Origin of the sequence: Pseudomonas psychrophila (assembly GCF_001043005.1) — a bacterium.
GTDB lineage: Bacteria > Pseudomonadota > Gammaproteobacteria > Pseudomonadales > Pseudomonadaceae > Aquipseudomonas > Aquipseudomonas psychrophila.
Window position 1 is genome coordinate 824,168 of the sequence record NZ_JYKZ01000001.1, and the last position, 15,240, is coordinate 839,407.

The window sequence follows — 15,240 nt, forward strand, 5'->3', positions numbered from 1 at the left end:
TGGCTTTTGATCTACCCGCCCCTTCGGCAGGCCGAGAGGAGGTTCTGCGTAGCGGGTTGACCGGCATGGATGCCGGGAGAGCCGTGTTGGGCCATGGATGGCCCGTCACGGAGGGCCCACGGAGCGGGACCGGAACGAGGGACACCTGAGCGAAGCGAGGGCCGTACGCTGGGGCGAGGACTTTTTGGTTCCTTTTTGGTCCTTCAAAAAGGGACTCGCTGTAAGAGCGAAACCAATATTCCAGATAAATACAGATGCCGGATATGTACTCATCGGCCCCGTTAACGACAGCAACTACAGGATTCTGTCGACCCCACAAGCTGGCCGCCAATCAAACAGCCAATTGACCATGAAAATCTGTTCACCATTGAAACCACTTGCACCGCGCCCCATCTAACACCCATACCCAATTGCGCAGGTGCCCCATGAGCGACCAGCAAGAATTTCCGGACAACACCACTGAGTACACCGATGTAGAACACTCCGAATCCGAACACCAACCCCACTCTGGCGGGACTGAGCTGGCGTTGCCTGAGCAAAACCTGCCGGACAAGGTGTACATCATCCCGATCCACAATCGCCCGTTCTTCCCGGCACAAGTTCTGCCGGTCATCGTTAATGAAGAGCCTTGGGCCGAAACCCTCGAATTGGTCAGCAAGTCGCCTCATCATTCTCTGGCGCTGTTTTTCGTCGATACGCCGCCTGAGGATCCTCGACATTTCGACACCAAAAGCCTTCCGGAATACGGGACGCTGGTGAAGGTTCATCACGCCAGCCGCGAAAACGGCAAGTTGCAATTCGTGGCCCAGGGCCTGACCCGCGTGCGCATCAGTACATGGCTCAAACATCACCGTCCGCCGTATCTGGTGGAGGTCGAATACCCGCAACAGCCCAAAGTCCCCTCCGACGAGGTCAAGGCTTACGGCATGGCACTGATCAATGCGATCAAAGAACTGTTGCCCCTCAACCCGCTGTACAGCGAAGAGCTGAAAAACTACCTCAACCGCTTCAGCCCCAACGATCCGTCGCCGCTCACCGACTTCGCTGCGGCACTGACCTCCGCCACGGGCAACGAGCTGCAGCAAGTACTCGATTGCGTGCCCATGCTCAAACGCATGGAGAAAGTACTGCCCATGCTGCGCAAGGAAGTCGAAGTCGCGCGGCTGCAAAAAGAGATTTCTGCCGAAGTTAACCTCAAGATCGGCGAACATCAGCGCGAATTCTTCCTTAAAGAACAGCTCAAGGTGATCCAGCAGGAGTTGGGGCTGACCAAAGATGATCGCAGCGCCGATATCGAGCAATTCAAACAGCGACTTGAAGGCAAGACACTGCCAGCCCAGGCGCAAAAACGCATCGATGAAGAACTCAACAAGCTGTCGATCCTGGAAACCGGGTCGCCGGAATACGCTGTCACCCGCAACTACCTGGACTGGGCATCGTCAGTACCGTGGGGCGTGTTCGGCCAGGACAAGCTCGACCTCAAGCACGCACGCAAAGTGCTTGATGCCCACCATGCCGGCCTGGATGACATTAAAAACCGGATTCTCGAATTCCTCGCGGTAGGCGCTTACAAAGGCTCGGTGAGCGGCTCGATTGTGTTGCTGGTGGGCCCGCCGGGCGTGGGTAAAACCAGTGTCGGCAAGTCGATTGCAGAATCCCTGGGCCGACCGTTCTACCGCTTCAGCGTCGGCGGCATGCGTGATGAGGCCGAGATCAAGGGCCATCGCCGCACCTACATTGGCGCCCAGCCGGGCAAGCTGGTGCAGGCGCTCAAGGATGTGGAGGTAATGAACCCGGTCATCATGCTCGACGAGATCGACAAGATGGGGCAGAGCTTCCAGGGCGACCCGGCGTCTGCCTTGCTCGAAACCCTGGACCCTGAACAGAACGTCGATTTCCTCGATCATTACCTGGATCTGCGTCTGGACCTGTCCAAGGTGCTGTTTGTCTGTACTGCCAACACCCTGGACTCGATCCCTGGCCCCTTGCTCGACCGCATGGAAGTCATTCGCCTCTCGGGTTACATCACTGAAGAAAAGGTCGCGATCGCTAAGCGCCACCTGTGGCCAAAACAGCTGGAGAAGGCAGGCGTGTCCAAAAACAGCCTGAGCATCAGCGACAGCGCCCTGCGCGCAGTGATCGACGGTTATGCCCGCGAAGCCGGGGTGCGCCAGCTTGAAAAACAACTGGGCAAACTGGTGCGCAAGGCCGTGGTCAAGTTGCTGGAAGATCCGAACGCAGTGATCAAGATCGGCCCCAAGGACCTCGAAGCATCACTGGGCATGCCGGTGTTCCGTAACGAGCAAGTGATCAGCGGTACCGGCGTGATCACAGGCCTGGCCTGGACCAGCATGGGTGGCGCGACATTGCCCATTGAGGCAACACGCATACACACCCTCAATCGCGGCTTCAAGCTGACCGGGCAATTGGGCGAGGTAATGAAAGAGTCTGCCGAAATCGCCTACAGCTATATCAGCTCCAACCTGAAACAGTTTGGCGGAGACCCCAAGTTTTTCGATGAGGCATTTGTGCATTTGCACGTGCCTGAAGGCGCCACGCCAAAAGACGGCCCAAGTGCAGGCGTAACCATGGCCAGCGCCCTGCTGTCACTGGCGCGCAATCAGCCACCGAAAAAAGGCATCGCCATGACCGGCGAGTTGACCCTGACCGGGCATGTTTTGCCGATCGGCGGTGTACGTGAAAAAGTAATTGCGGCGCGCAGACAAAAAATCAACGAACTGATCCTGCCCGAACCGAACCGCGGTCACTTCGAAGAACTGCCTGATTACTTGAAAGAAGGGATTACCGTGCACTTCGCCAAACGCTTTACCGATGTCGCCAAAGTGTTGTTTTAAAGACTGTTTTTGTAGCTGACTGACTTGGGTGGGAGCGGGCTTGCTCGCGATGCAGGCAGCACGGTTTGTCAGGCAAACCGGGCTATGACCATCGCGAGCAAGCCCGCTCCCACATTTTTTTGCCTGCAACAGGTCGGTGAGATCTATTCTAGACACGTCTACTGTCACTTCTGACAGTAGACACCTGTACATTTTCCATCGTTAATAGAGCCCAATCTCACAAAAATAATGCTGGTATCGACTATGCCACTTCATCATCCCGTGTATGAGAACCCGGATGTCCTCAGGCTGAAAGAACCAGGGCAAAAGGTTTTCAATCCTAGAACCCGAGGTGAGCTCAAGGCTGAGCTGCTCGACCGTCCGACTTTTTCTGCCCAGGAAATGACATTTGCCAGCAGCCAAAAGAAAATTGTCATCACGGGCGAGTTCGATGACTTCGGTTCAACCCGCTATCGCGCTGTTACCCTGACCCTGGACATCAATATCCAGTCAGGCATTTATCTGTTCAAAAGAGACGAGCACGGCCCCATCAAATCGATGACCTACATCGAATGCATTGAGGTCGATGGGCACCCTGTTTATCACTTGAACCAGGCTGACGTAGGGTCCTTGCACCTGAGTGTGGTCGAGAGTTGCTACAGCGCACGGCTGTTCACAATGGAAGGCCTGGACCACAACGGCAACAGCCTCGAAATGTGTGGCGATTTCACCATCAGCCCGCCCCACGCCAGTCTCTGATCGGCAGCCGACAAATGGCGCAGCCCCTATCATGGGTTATGCTGAGCCACTGTGTTTGTCTGACCGGAGCCTTCAATGCTTTATGCACGCCTTATCCCTGTGCTTGGCCTCAGCCTGCTGGCGGCCTGCGCTCAACAGCCTGCACACAACGTAACCGTCGAAGAACAAAGTGACTGCCCCCAGCAACTGCACGTAGGGCAGCATCTGATTGTCTCGCTACCCAGCAATCCCACCACCGGTTACCGCTGGGCCATTCAGGACTCCGCGGGCGGCGTACTGCGTAGCCTGGGCCCGGAGGTCTATACCAGCAGTGACAATGGCCAGTTACTGGGCAGCGGCGGGCTATCGACCTGGCGCTTCCAGGTGTTTGCCCCAGGCAGCGGGCGTCTGCGCCTGACCTCGCAGCAACCTTGGGAACCCGAAGCCGAGCCCGCACAGGTATTCGATTGCGCAATCACGGTGAATTGATATGGGGTGGCTGATTCTGGCGGTGATCGGCGCGGGCACTTACCTCTACGGTTTGAGCACGCAGGCCACGCTACTGTGCTTGCTGAGCAAACCGGTGCCCGTGCTGATGCTGCTCGGCTGGCTCCAGGATGCCCCGGCCAGCCCCTTTCGTCGCTGGATCAGTATCGGCCTGCTGTTTTCCCTGTTGGGTGACATTCTGCTGGCATGGCCTAAAGACCTTTTTGTATTTGGCCTTGGCGCATTTCTGCTCGCCCATCTGGCCTACCTCAAGGCCTACCTGGTGGATTGCCGTCGCCCGGCCTGGCTGCCTTTGGGGCTGTCGCTGCTTGCCGGCGGCAGTTTATTGAGCGTGATGGCCTCAAGCGGCCTTGGCGACTTGCTGATCCCGGTGAGCGTCTACGCCCTGGCCATCAGCGCCATGTTGTGGCGTGCCCTCGCCCGCCTTGGCACCTGCGTACCCACGCGTTCGGCCTGGCTGGCAGCCGCAGGCGCGGTGGCGTTCGTGGTCTCGGACAGCCTGATCGGAATCGACCGTTTCGTGCATCCTTTCAGCGCAGCGCCCTACCTGATCATTCTCACTTACTGGCTCGGCCAATGGGGTATTGGCGCCTCGGTGTTTTCTCAGAGCAGACGCTGAACGGTTTATCAGACAGAGCGCGCATCCCGGCGCTAACTTGGCTAAAATGCCGCCCCTTTAAAATTTCCCATCGCCGGAACCGCCGTGAGCAAAGAACCCGACCGTATTTTCGCCCAGCCCCTGGCCCAGGTGCCGGACTTCGCCTTCAACGAAGACGTGGTGCGGGTGTTCCCGGACATGATCAAGCGCTCGGTGCCCGGCTACCCGACCATTGTCGAAAACCTCGGCGTACTCGCGGCACAGTTTGCCCAGCCCAACAGCGTCCTGTACGACTTGGGCAGCTCGCTGGGTGCAGTGACCCAGGCGCTGCGCCGACATGTGCGTACTGAAGGGTGCAAGGTCATTGCAGTAGACAACTCGGCGGCGATGGTCGAGCGCTGTCGCGAATACCTCAACGGGCAGAACTCGATGTTCCAGGAGTTGTTGCCGGTTGACGTGATCGAGGGCGACATACTGGCCCTGGAGTTTGAGCCCGCGTCAGTGGTTGCGCTGAACTTCACCCTGCAATTTATCGCCCCGGATGAGCGTCTGGCACTGCTTGGGCGGATTCGACAGTCGTTGCTGCCCGGCGGCGCCTTGATCCTCTCGGAAAAACTGCGCTTCAGTGATCCCCAAGAGCACGCGCTGCTGACCGACCTGCACGTTGCCTTCAAACGCGCCAATGGCTACAGCGATCTGGAGATTGCGCAAAAGCGCAGCGCCATCGAAAACGTCATGAAGCCCGACAGCCTCGAAGAACACCGCGAACGCCTGCTGGCCGCCGGGTTCTCGAAAGTAGTGCCGTGGTTCCAGTGTCTTAACTTTGCCTCGTTGATTGCCTTGCCATGATTGATCTGTCCCCACTAGCCCGGCGTCTGGCCGGCACTCCACTGGCTGAATGGGCCAACACCCTGCAGGCCCAGCTCGACGTCAAAATGGAGAAAGGCCACGGCGATCTGGAGCGCTGGCAAAGCGCGCTGGATGCGTTGCCCAACGTCAAACCGAGCACAATCGATCTGCTCAATGGCCTGACCCTGGACACCGAGTGCGACGACGACACCCGTGTGCAGATGCGCAAGGCACTCATGGGCCTGTCGCCGTGGCGCAAAGGCCCGTTCGACCTGTTTGGGGTGCACGTTGATACCGAATGGCACTCGGACTGGAAATGGTCACGAGTGGCACCGCACATCGACCTTAAGCACAAGCGCATCCTCGATGTGGGCTGCGGCAATGGTTACTACATGTGGCGCATGCTTGGCGCCGGTGCTCATAGCGTGATCGGGGTGGACCCCAACTGGCTGTTCTTCTGCCAGTTCCAGGCCGTGCAACGGTTCTTGCAGCAAGAAGCCGCGTGGCACCTGCCCTTCCCGTTCGAAGACCTGCCGGCCAACCTGGAAGGCTTCGACACCGTGTTTTCCATGGGTGTGTTCTACCACCGTCGCTCACCCATCGAGCATTTGCTGGCCTTGAAAGACTGCCTGGTCAAAGGCGGCGAACTGGTGCTGGAAACCCTGGTGATTGAAGGTGATGTGAATCAGGTGCTGGTGCCGGAAGACCGCTACGCACAGATGCGCAACGTGTGGTTTCTGCCTTCGATCCCGGCACTTGAACGCTGGTTGCGCCGCGCGGGTTTCAGCGACGTGCGCTGTGTGGACGTCAGCGTCACCACGGTCGAAGAACAGCGCGCTACCGAGTGGATGAAATTCCAGTCACTGAGCGACTACCTTGACCCCAACGACCACAGCAAAACCATCGAAGGCCTGCCGGCACCGATGCGGGCGGTGATTGTGGCGAGGAAATAAGCAATACCGATAAGCCCCTCCTGTGGGAGCGAGCCCGCTCGCGAAGGCAGCACCGCGATCGTTCGAATAAACCGCGTTGCCTGCATCGCGAGCAGGCTCGCTCCCACAATAATCCCTGCAAGCTCAACTCTTCAGGGCGCCAAAGTTGAAGTGGGAGCGAGCCCGCTCGCGAAGAGATCACCGCGATCGTTCGAATAAACCGCGTTGCCTGCATCGCGAGCAGGCTCGCTCCCACAATAATCCCTGCAAGCTCGACTCTTCAGGGCGCCAAAGTTGAAGTGGGAGCGAGCCTGCTCGCGAAGCGATCACCGCGATCGTTCGAATAAACCGCGTCGTCTGCATCGCGAGCAGGCTCGCTCCCACAATAATCCCTGCAAGCTCGACTCTTCAGGGCGCCAAAGTTGAAGTGGGAGCGAGCCCGCTCGCGAAGAGATCACCGCGATCGTTCGAATAAACCGCGTTGCCTGCATCGCGAGCAGGCTCGCTCCCACAATAATCCCTGCAAGCTCAACTCTTCAGGGCGCCGAAGTTGGAGTGGGAGCGAGCCTGCTCGCGAAGGGATCACCGCGATCATTCGGATAAACCGCGTTGCCTGCATCGCGAGCAGGCTCGCTCCCACAATAATCCCTGCAAGCTCAACTCTTCAGGGCGCCAAAGTTGAAGTGGGAGCGAGCCCGCTCGCGAAGAGATCACCGCGATCGTTCGAATAAACCGCGTTGCCTGCATCGCGAGCAGGCTCGCTCCCACAATAATCCCTGCAAGGCTCGAGTTCTGCGGGTGAAGTTGAAGTAGCTGCCCGGCAGCGGCTACAACGTCGGTTTGGCTCGTCTGGCCTTGAAGAACTCGCTCAGAACCGCCCCGCACTCTTCAGCCAGCACCCCGCCTTCGAACAGGACACGGTGATTGAGAAAGCCCTGGGTGAAAAACTGACCCTGACTTTGCACAATCCCGGCCTTGGGCTCCAGCGCGCCGTAAACCACCCGCGCCACCCGGGAATGAACGATCAGCCCTGCGCACATGCTGCACGGTTCCAACGTGACGTAGAGCGTGCTGCCCGGTAACCGATAGTTGCTGACTGCTGTCGCCGCCGCGCGGATGGCAACCATCTCGGCATGGGCGCTAGGGTCGCTGCCGCTGATCGGGCAATTGAAGCCGCGACCGATGATCTCACCGTTCTGCACCACAACCGCGCCCACCGGCACTTCACCCAGCGCTGCACCCTGAGCCGCCAGGGCCAGCGCTTCGCGCATAAAGTCTTGATCGCGGCTGCGGTCGATGATCTGGGGTTGACGCCCTTGTCGCATCAGGAAACCTCAATAGCGGCCATCAGGCCGGTTTCCATGTGGTCAATCACATGGCAGTGGAACATCCACACGCCGGGATTATCCGCCACCAGCGCCACCCGGGCACGCTCGTTTTTGCCCAACAGGTAAGTGTCGGTGAAGTACGGAATGATCTTTTTGCGGTTGGACGCCAGCACCTTGAAGCTCATGCCGTGCAAATGGATCGGGTGCTGGTACTGGGTCATGTTCTTGAGCTCAAAAATGTAGCTCTGGCCCAATTTGAGCTTGGCAATGGGGCGGTCAGCGCAGGTCTTGTCCTTGATGTCCCAGGCAATGCCATTGATCTGCCACAAGCTTGGCGGCTGATCAGGGCCAAGATCCTCGGACACCGAACCGACCCACTCAAAGTTGAAGTTGATCTTCTCGGCGCTGGCAACGTCGGGCTCGGCAATCGGGTTGGCAGGCAATGCAGGCGGCCATTCGCTCGGCGCATCATTGCTGGCTACCGAGCGCAAGGTGCCCAAGCGTACCGGACCGTCACGCAAGGACAGCTCCTCCCCCACAGCCGGAGCCTTGATCGCCAGGCAAATGCGCATGCCCGGCCCCAGCCAGTAATCCTTGCCCAACGGCCTCGGCTCGATGGGGTTGCCGTCCAGCGCGTAGATCCTGGCTTCCACGCCGGGGATATTCAGGCGATAGGTCAGCGTGTTGTCGAGATTGAGGATCCGCACCCGGGTGATCTGCCCGGCTGGCAACTCAATGGTCGGCACATGGCTGCCGTTGATCGTCGACAGTCGACCGGCTGTACCGCCACGCGCCGCTTCGCGGGTGATGCTGAACGGCAAGAAGCCACCCTCTTCATCCACATGCCAGTTTTTGATGCTCAGGGTACGTTCGTGCTTAAAACCGGTAGGCTCGCGCTCTTCAACGATCAGCGGCCCAACCAGGCCACGCCCCAGCTCTTCACTGCTGTTGACGTGCGGGTGATACCAAAAGCTGCCCGCATCCGGCACGCGGAATTTGTAATCGAAATATTCACCGGGCAGTACCGGCAATTGCGAGACATAGGGTACGCCGTCCATTTCCAGCGGCAGGCGGATGCCATGCCAATGAATGGTGGTCGCGACCGGCAGGTGGTTGATAAAGCGCACCCGCAGCCACTCCCCCTGACGCACACGCAGCTCGGTACCAGGCGCCGAAGGGCCAAAGGCCCAGGCCTGGGTCTGATGACCCGGCACCAGTTCGACATCCAGTGGAGCGGAAATCAGCTCGTAATCGTGACCTGCATTTTCTGCGGCCACCTTGCCCAGCCAGTAACGCGAAGCGCCTCCTGCGCCAACACCCACCACTACCAGGCCGGCCAAACCACCGAGTATTTGTCGACGGGTAAAGGACATGGATTCAACTACCTCTCGTAGCCAGCGCGGACGTGACGCCCGCAAAAGGCGAATACGATACACCTGCAATTGCGAAACAGTAAGGGCGGGGTGGCGAAGGGTCACAGTTGGCAGGCGAACACACACCCTGTGGGAGCGGGCCCCGGGTTTACAACCCCACCACCAAATGCACCACACCACCCGACAGAGTCATGACGCCCGGCACACCCGCCTTGCGTAGCGCCTGCGGGTCCATGCGGGTGACATCCTCAAGCTCGACGCGGATACGGGTCAACGCCACGCGCTGCTCGGACTTGACGTTGCTGGCGCCCCCCAAGGCCGCCAATACAGGGTCGTCCAGTGTCGTTGCCGCTTTGGCGGGCTCATCCGCCACCAGGTCCGGGGTCAGTGCCTTCCACAATGCCTTATGCAATTTATCGAACATGTTCAGTACTCCAACGCGGTCATGGGCTGCACCAGCGGCTGCAAAGCAGCCCGCACCTGCTCGGCACTTTCGAGCCCCAGTACGTGCTGCGCCAGGGTCTGGCACGCCGAAAAATCAAGCTCGCGGACCCGGGCCTTGATCGTCGGTATCAACGGCACGCTTACTGACAATTCATCAACCCCCAGCCCCAGCAACACCGGCACCGCCAGCGTCTCGGAGGCCAGCGCACCGCACACGCCAACCCATTTGCCATGAGCATGGGCGGCCTTGACCGTGGTGGCGATCAGACGCAATACCGCCGGGTGCAAGCTGTCCGCCTGGCTGGCCAGACGCGGATGATCACGATCCATCGCCAAGGTGTACTGGGTCAGGTCGTTGGTGCCGATGGAGAAAAAGTCGACCAGCGGCGCAAATAAATCCGCCATCAGGGCAGCCGCCGGCACTTCGATCATGATCCCAAGCTTGGGCAGTGTGGTGATCCCCAACGCCTGGGCCTGTTCTTCCAGTAATTGGCGGGCCAGGCGCAACTCAGACAATTGGGTAACCATGGGCAGCATGATGTGCAAGCGGGTCAGGTCGGCACTGGCCAGAATCGCGCTGAACTGCTCACGCAGCAATTGAGGACGTTCCAGGCACAGGCGAATCCCGCGCATGCCCAAGAACGGATTGGCTTCGTGCTCCATCGGTACGTAAGCCAGAGGTTTGTCGCCCCCCACATCCAGCGTGCGTACCACCAGGTTGTGCTCAGCCCCCACGATACGCGCGATAGCACTGTAGGTGGACACCTGCTCCTCGTGGCTTGGAGCGCTGTTGCGCTCCAGATACAAAAATTCGGAGCGCAACAAGCCCACGCCTTGCGCGCCGAGGGCCACTGCTTGCTCGGCTTCAGCCAGGGACGCGATATTGGCACTGACTTCAACATGCCGCCCGTCCAGGGTGCAGGCCGCCAAAGCCGCCTGCTGCAGGTCCCGCTGCTGGCGCTCGTGCTGCCGGGCACGCTGAAGAGTGAGCTGCTGGATGCGTTCAGGGGCCGGGTTCAGGAGCAGCTCTGCCCGATCAGCATCGAGCACGACGGGCGTACCATTGGCCAGCGCCAGCACCTGGTGCGACATTGCGCACATCGCCGGCAAGCCCAGTGCCCGGGCCAAAATCGCAACATGGCTGGTGGCGCCTCCACCGACGGTGGCAAAACCCGCCACTTTGCGGGTATCCAGCGAGGCGGTCTGTGATGGGGTCAGTTGTTCGGCAATCAGAATGGCGTGGTCGGGTAACTCCAGCGCGCTGTCCTGCACGCCCAGCATCAACTTGAGAACCCGCTGGCCGACGTCCTCCAGATCCAGCGCACGCTCGGCCAGCAAGTGACTGCCCAGACTTTTGAACAGTGTCGAGGTGGCCTGCGTAGCGCTTTGCCAGGCGAATGCTGCGCTCTTGCCCTGCTCGATCAGCGCATAGGCCTGCTCCAGCAAGCCCGGGTCCTGAAGCAACTCTTGATGGGCCTTGAAAATCTCGGCCTGAGCCTTGCCCGCCGCGTTGTCACACAGCATTTGCAGCGCAGCGTTGGCATCGGCCAGGCCCTGCTTTAAATGGTCGCTCTCGGTCTGAGCATGGGACGCAAACTCCGTGATGTGCAGCGCGCGTTCGTTGAGCTGAACTACATGACCGAAGGCCGAACCCGGTGATGCGCACACCCCGCGCAATACATCGGTTGCAACCGGTTCAGATGTAACAACGGGCGATGGCTCGACGGTGACGGCCCTAACCGTTTCGCCGCAACCGGACGCCAGCAGTTCGGACAACACCTTAAGGGCTTGATCGGCATCAGCACCCGCAGCGCTGAGATACACACTGTCACCATGAACCGTCTGCAAGGCCATGATCGCGATCAGCGACTTGGCATTGGCGCTCTCGTCCTGCTTATGCAGATGGATGCTTGACGCAAAGCCTTTCGCGGCCTGGGCGAAGACCGCTGCCGGGCGAGCATGCAGGCCGTTGGCATTCGGCAAGTCTTGTGGCGCTGAACGTTGTGCAGCCGTGGCCAGATCTTCTGTCACTGCCTCAGCCTCAACCTGAGCCAGCTGCACGCACAACACCGGCTCCCCGCTTTCAACCAGCTCGCTCACCAAGCCCCTCGGGGCAATGCTTTCGCCGCTCACCACCAGCATCAGGGTCAACAGGCTGCGGGCATGCAGCGCGATAAAGTCCGCGTCGAACTCAATCAGCGCCTGCCCCGCCGTCACCTGCTGGCCCTCCTCAACCAACGGGGTGAAACCTTTACCGCCCAGGCTCACCGTATCGAGCCCGATGTGCAGCAATACCTGAACGCCGTTGTCGCCCGTGATGCTCACAGCGTGCCCGGTGTGCTGCAGGTTGCTGATCACCCCGGCCAGCGGCGCGCAGAGCACCTGCGACGTTGGATCGATACACAGACCGTCGCCAATCAGGCGGCTGGCAAACACCGGATCGGGCACGTTCTCCAGCGCCATCAGCACACCCGACAGGGGCGCCAGCAATTCCAGTTGTTGGGATGTGACCATGACTTCACCTGCAGTTGATTCGGTTAAATGCCGATGGAGCACGAGCTCCGACAGCCCGCTTATTTCCACCAGTACTCGACTTGCAAGCCTGCGTTTGAGCCATGCCGTGCCGTGCCGAATGAACCGGTATCGGACAAGGCTGAACCGGCGTCCAACTCATTGGCTGCGCGTTGTGCGGCAGCGTTCCAGCTTGCATAGGTGTAGTACAAACGCACTTCAGGACGTGTCCAAAAGCCCGGCCCCTTAGGTGACCAGGTGGGTGCGAAGGTGAACTTGCTCAGCTTGCGCGTGCCGTCCGCTGCCTTGACTTGATCGTGCCCCAGTTCGGTTACCAATTTGAACTGTTCGGTGATCGCGTAGGCCGGGCGCACGCCCAGGGATAGCCACTCCTGATTGCCACCGTCAGGGCGAAAATCCTTCTGGTACACCGCCTCGATCTGTCCACCGAAACGCGGCGTCAGTTGCCAGTCGAAAAACTCGACAATCCGGTATCGCTTGCTGCTGTTATCGAGACGATAGTCACCGGTGTAACCCAGCCCGGTGCCGGAGCCTTCGCCATATTGCACGGCAAGTTTGTTCTTGCCGCCCAGGAATTCACTTTGCACATGCTGCGCAGTAATGGCCCAGCCGCTATGGGCATCAGTACGCTCGGGCTTGTCCAGGTAACTGAGACCAAACTCCAGTTCGCCGCCCGGATTGGTATTGAAACCGGCCACGTTGAAGTCGTGACGGGTCACGTAGTTTTCCTGGTAGAGGTTGTCTTTGCGCGACAGGGCGTAGCTGTATCTGAGGCCCCCGATCAACACGTCCTCGATCCCGGCACCCGTGGCGCTCTGGTTCCAGTAGTAGAAGTCGGAAATATGGATGTCGTTACGCTTGTAGTAGCGTCGCCCGGCCCACAGCGAGCCACCGTTGAGGCTCGGCAGGTTGGACCACTGCGCGTACAACTGCGGCAGGCGAGCCGATCCGTTGTCGCCTTGAAAGGTCAGTTGTCGGTCGTATTGGTTGTACAACGAAGCCATGCCATCGACGCTCAGTACCGAGCCGTCGTCGAAGCTGTACACGTCCTGGCGCAGTTCAAGCTCGGCGTACTGCTCACATTCGTTGCCCAGCCGGTATTTGGCCTCGGCACCGGGCAGTTTGAAGCACGATTGCTTGCCGCCATTGAGTGAGTTGCCCACACCACTTCGCAGGTATCCGGCAAATTCCAGGGCACTGGCTGATAGCGGTGCCAGCAGGCACAGGCTGGCGATGCAAATGCTGTGGTTGAGTGAAGATTTCATGGAACGACCTTTTTTATTGTTATGGGTAAAACGCTAGTGACTTCTGTGGGAGCGAGCCTGCTCGCGAAGGCCAGGTAGCCTTGTTCGCGAGCAGGCTCGCTCCCACAGAGGGTTACTTCAGGTGCAGGACAAAGGACTCGTACGGGCGCACATGCACAGTGTGCGTACGCACCGGACAATCGTCGTAGTTACTGATCAGCAGGCGTTGCGTCATGCCTGTATCGATTACCCCTTCTGGCAGTTCGATGTCACACGGGGCGCCGTAGAAGTTGTTGATCACCAGCAAGCTTTCACCGTCCCCCTGGCGCAAATACGCCCACACCCGGGAGTGCTCTGACAACAACTGGCGATACTCACCGTGTTGAATCAGCGGCTCATCGCGGCGCAAGGCGATCAAGTGCCGATAGTGATGCAGCACCGAGGCCGGATCATTGAGCTGATCTTCAACGTTGATGAGTTGAGCGTTGCCGGGGATACCGATCCACGGCTCGGCACTGCTGAAACCGGCATTCGCCTGGTGATCCCATTGCATCGGTGTGCGGCTGTTGTCCCGCGACTTCTGCTTGATCGCGGCCATGCATTCATCATGGGACGCGCCTGCTTCACGCTTGAGGCGGTAGATGTTCAGGGTTTCGACATCACGGTACTGCTCAATATGTTCGAACCCCGGGTTGGTCATGCCAATCTCTTCGCCCTGATACACATACGGCGTGCCTTGAAGAAAGTGCAGCGCAGTGGCGAGCATCTTGGCCGAGACCACGCGGTGCTCACCGTCATCGCCAAAACGCGAGACCACACGGGGCTGGTCATGGTTACACCAGAACAAGGCATTCCACCCCCCGCCCGCCTGCATGCCGACTTGCCAGTCCGAGAGGATGCCCTTGAGCTGTTGAAAATCGAAATCAGCCCGTACCCACTTCTGCATGTTCGGGTAATCGACTTTCAGGTGATGAAAGTTGAAGGTCATCGACAGTTCTTTGCTGTCCGGGCGTGAATAGCGGATGCAGTGCTCAAGGCTGGTGGACGACATCTCGCCGACGCTGACCAGATCGTGACCCTCGAACACTTCGCGGTGCATCTCCTGCAGGTACTCGTGCACGCTGGGGCCGTCGGTGTAGAAGCGGCGCCCGTCGCTGCTGTCTTCCGGGAAATGCGCCGGTTTGGAGATCAGGTTGATCACGTCCAGACGAAAGCCGCCCACGCCCTTGTCCCGCCAAAAGCCCATCAGTTTGTACACTTCAGCTCGCACCTTGGGGTTATCCCAATTGAGGTCAGCCTGGGTATGGTCAAACAGATGCAGGAAGTACTGGCCGGTTTGCGCCTCGTATTCCCAGGCCGAACCACCGAACTTGGACTCCCAGTTATTGGGTTGATCACGCCAGATGTAAAAGTCGCGGTACGGGTTGTCGAGGCTGCTGCGCGCCTGCTGAAACCACTCGTGCTCGATGGAGGTGTGATTGACCACGATATCGAGCATCAGCTTGATGCCCCGGGCGCTGGCCTCGCTGATCAGTAACTCGCAATCAGCCATGGTGCCGTAGCTCGGATCGATGGCGTAGTAGTCGCTGATGTCATAGCCGTTGTCACGCTGGGGCGAGCGCAGAAAAGGCGTCAGCCACAGGTAGTCAACACCCAACCATTGGAGGTAGTCGAGTTTGTCGACCACCCCCAGCAAGTCGCCGGTCGCGTTGCCCGCGTGGCTGTAAAAGCTTTTTGGGTAGATCTGATAGATCACCGAACGCTGCCAGTCTTGCATAAAGAATCCTGCTCAATGGGCTCTGTAGTCGCTGCCGAAGGCTGCGAGCCGGTAAACGGTCGACAGCTCGCAGCCTTCGGCAGC

At 59.3% G+C, this 15,240-nt stretch carries 12 protein-coding genes; 6 read left to right on the top strand and 6 right to left on the bottom strand.

Annotated features, from left to right (window positions below; translation table 11 throughout):
- Window positions 1-425 precede the first annotated feature (425 nt).
- The 6 genes from lon to cmoB all read left to right on the top strand — a co-directional run bounded on the left by lon (window position 426) and on the right by cmoB (window position 6,479).
- A complete protein-coding gene (lon, locus tag TU76_RS03800; protein WP_019823608.1) occupies window positions 426-2,855 on the top strand; it encodes an endopeptidase La in 2,430 nt (809 codons plus the stop codon).
- A gap of 243 nt (window positions 2,856-3,098) precedes the next feature.
- Window positions 3,099-3,593, top strand: a complete 495-nt coding sequence (locus TU76_RS03805; protein WP_046810674.1) for a hypothetical protein — start codon at window positions 3,099-3,101, stop codon at window positions 3,591-3,593.
- A gap of 75 nt (window positions 3,594-3,668) precedes the next feature.
- Entirely contained in the window at window positions 3,669-4,061 is a 393-nt protein-coding gene (locus TU76_RS03810; protein ID WP_019823610.1) for a protease inhibitor I42 family protein, read from the top strand.
- Between the two features lies 1 nt (window position 4,062).
- Window positions 4,063-4,698, top strand: a complete 636-nt coding sequence (locus tag TU76_RS03815; protein WP_048351106.1) for a lysoplasmalogenase — start codon at window positions 4,063-4,065, stop codon at window positions 4,696-4,698.
- Window positions 4,699-4,782: 84 nt separating this feature from the next.
- Window positions 4,783-5,526: a carboxy-S-adenosyl-L-methionine synthase CmoA gene (cmoA, locus tag TU76_RS03820; protein WP_019823612.1), complete on the top strand. Its 744-nt coding sequence runs from the start codon at window positions 4,783-4,785 to the stop codon at window positions 5,524-5,526.
- Complete coding sequence (gene cmoB, locus TU76_RS03825) at window positions 5,523-6,479, top strand: tRNA 5-methoxyuridine(34)/uridine 5-oxyacetic acid(34) synthase CmoB (RefSeq protein ID WP_019823614.1); 957 nt, start codon at window positions 5,523-5,525, stop codon at window positions 6,477-6,479. Before cmoA ends, cmoB begins: the two co-directional genes overlap by 4 nt.
- Window positions 6,480-7,285: 806 nt before the next feature.
- Here cmoB and tadA read toward each other — a convergent pair.
- The 6 genes from tadA to treC all read right to left on the bottom strand — a co-directional run bounded on the left by tadA (window position 7,286) and on the right by treC (window position 15,156).
- Entirely contained in the window at window positions 7,286-7,783 is a 498-nt protein-coding gene (tadA, locus tag TU76_RS03830) for a tRNA adenosine(34) deaminase TadA (protein ID WP_019823615.1), read from the bottom strand.
- Window positions 7,783-9,159 carry a multicopper oxidase family protein gene (locus TU76_RS03835; RefSeq protein ID WP_019823616.1) on the bottom strand — a complete coding sequence of 459 codons (1,377 nt, stop codon included), beginning with the start codon at window positions 9,157-9,159 and terminating at the stop codon, window positions 7,783-7,785. The genes tadA and TU76_RS03835 overlap by 1 nt, the downstream gene beginning before the upstream one ends.
- 148 nt (window positions 9,160-9,307) lie before the next feature.
- The gene (locus tag TU76_RS03840; protein WP_048351107.1) at window positions 9,308-9,583 is read right to left on the bottom strand and encodes a PTS sugar transporter subunit IIB; all 276 of its coding nucleotides are present in this window, start codon (window positions 9,581-9,583) and stop codon (window positions 9,308-9,310) included.
- Between the two features lie 2 nt (window positions 9,584-9,585).
- Window positions 9,586-12,117 (bottom strand): phosphoenolpyruvate--protein phosphotransferase, encoded by a 2,532-nt coding sequence (gene ptsP / locus TU76_RS03845; protein WP_048351108.1) that lies wholly within the window; start codon window positions 12,115-12,117, stop codon window positions 9,586-9,588.
- A 59-nt stretch (window positions 12,118-12,176) separates the two neighbouring features.
- Window positions 12,177-13,400 (bottom strand): maltoporin, encoded by a 1,224-nt coding sequence (locus tag TU76_RS03850; protein ID WP_019823619.1) that lies wholly within the window; start codon window positions 13,398-13,400, stop codon window positions 12,177-12,179.
- A 112-nt stretch (window positions 13,401-13,512) separates the two neighbouring features.
- The gene (gene treC / locus TU76_RS03855) at window positions 13,513-15,156 is read right to left on the bottom strand and encodes an alpha,alpha-phosphotrehalase (protein WP_048351109.1); all 1,644 of its coding nucleotides are present in this window, start codon (window positions 15,154-15,156) and stop codon (window positions 13,513-13,515) included.
- Window positions 15,157-15,240 lie beyond the last annotated feature (84 nt).

Excerpts from the sequence above, each read along its gene's own strand:
- lon (WP_019823608.1), top strand. The coding sequence starts at position 426 with ATGAGCGACCAGCAAGAATTTCCGGACAACACCACTGAGTACACCGAT.
- TU76_RS03805 (WP_046810674.1), top strand. The coding sequence starts at position 3,099 with ATGCCACTTCATCATCCCGTGTATGAGAACCCGGATGTCCTCAGGCTG.
- TU76_RS03810 (WP_019823610.1), top strand. The coding sequence starts at position 3,669 with ATGCTTTATGCACGCCTTATCCCTGTGCTTGGCCTCAGCCTGCTGGCG.
- TU76_RS03815 (WP_048351106.1), top strand. The coding sequence starts at position 4,063 with ATGGGGTGGCTGATTCTGGCGGTGATCGGCGCGGGCACTTACCTCTAC.
- cmoB (WP_019823614.1), top strand. The coding sequence starts at position 5,523 with ATGATTGATCTGTCCCCACTAGCCCGGCGTCTGGCCGGCACTCCACTG.
- tadA (WP_019823615.1), bottom strand. The coding sequence starts at position 7,783 with ATGCGACAAGGGCGTCAACCCCAGATCATCGACCGCAGCCGCGATCAA.
- TU76_RS03835 (WP_019823616.1), bottom strand. The coding sequence starts at position 9,159 with ATGTCCTTTACCCGTCGACAAATACTCGGTGGTTTGGCCGGCCTGGTA.
- TU76_RS03840 (WP_048351107.1), bottom strand. The coding sequence starts at position 9,583 with ATGTTCGATAAATTGCATAAGGCATTGTGGAAGGCACTGACCCCGGAC.
- ptsP (WP_048351108.1), bottom strand. The coding sequence starts at position 12,117 with ATGGTCACATCCCAACAACTGGAATTGCTGGCGCCCCTGTCGGGTGTG.
- TU76_RS03850 (WP_019823619.1), bottom strand. The coding sequence starts at position 13,400 with ATGAAATCTTCACTCAACCACAGCATTTGCATCGCCAGCCTGTGCCTG.
- treC (WP_048351109.1), bottom strand. The coding sequence starts at position 15,156 with ATGCAAGACTGGCAGCGTTCGGTGATCTATCAGATCTACCCAAAAAGC.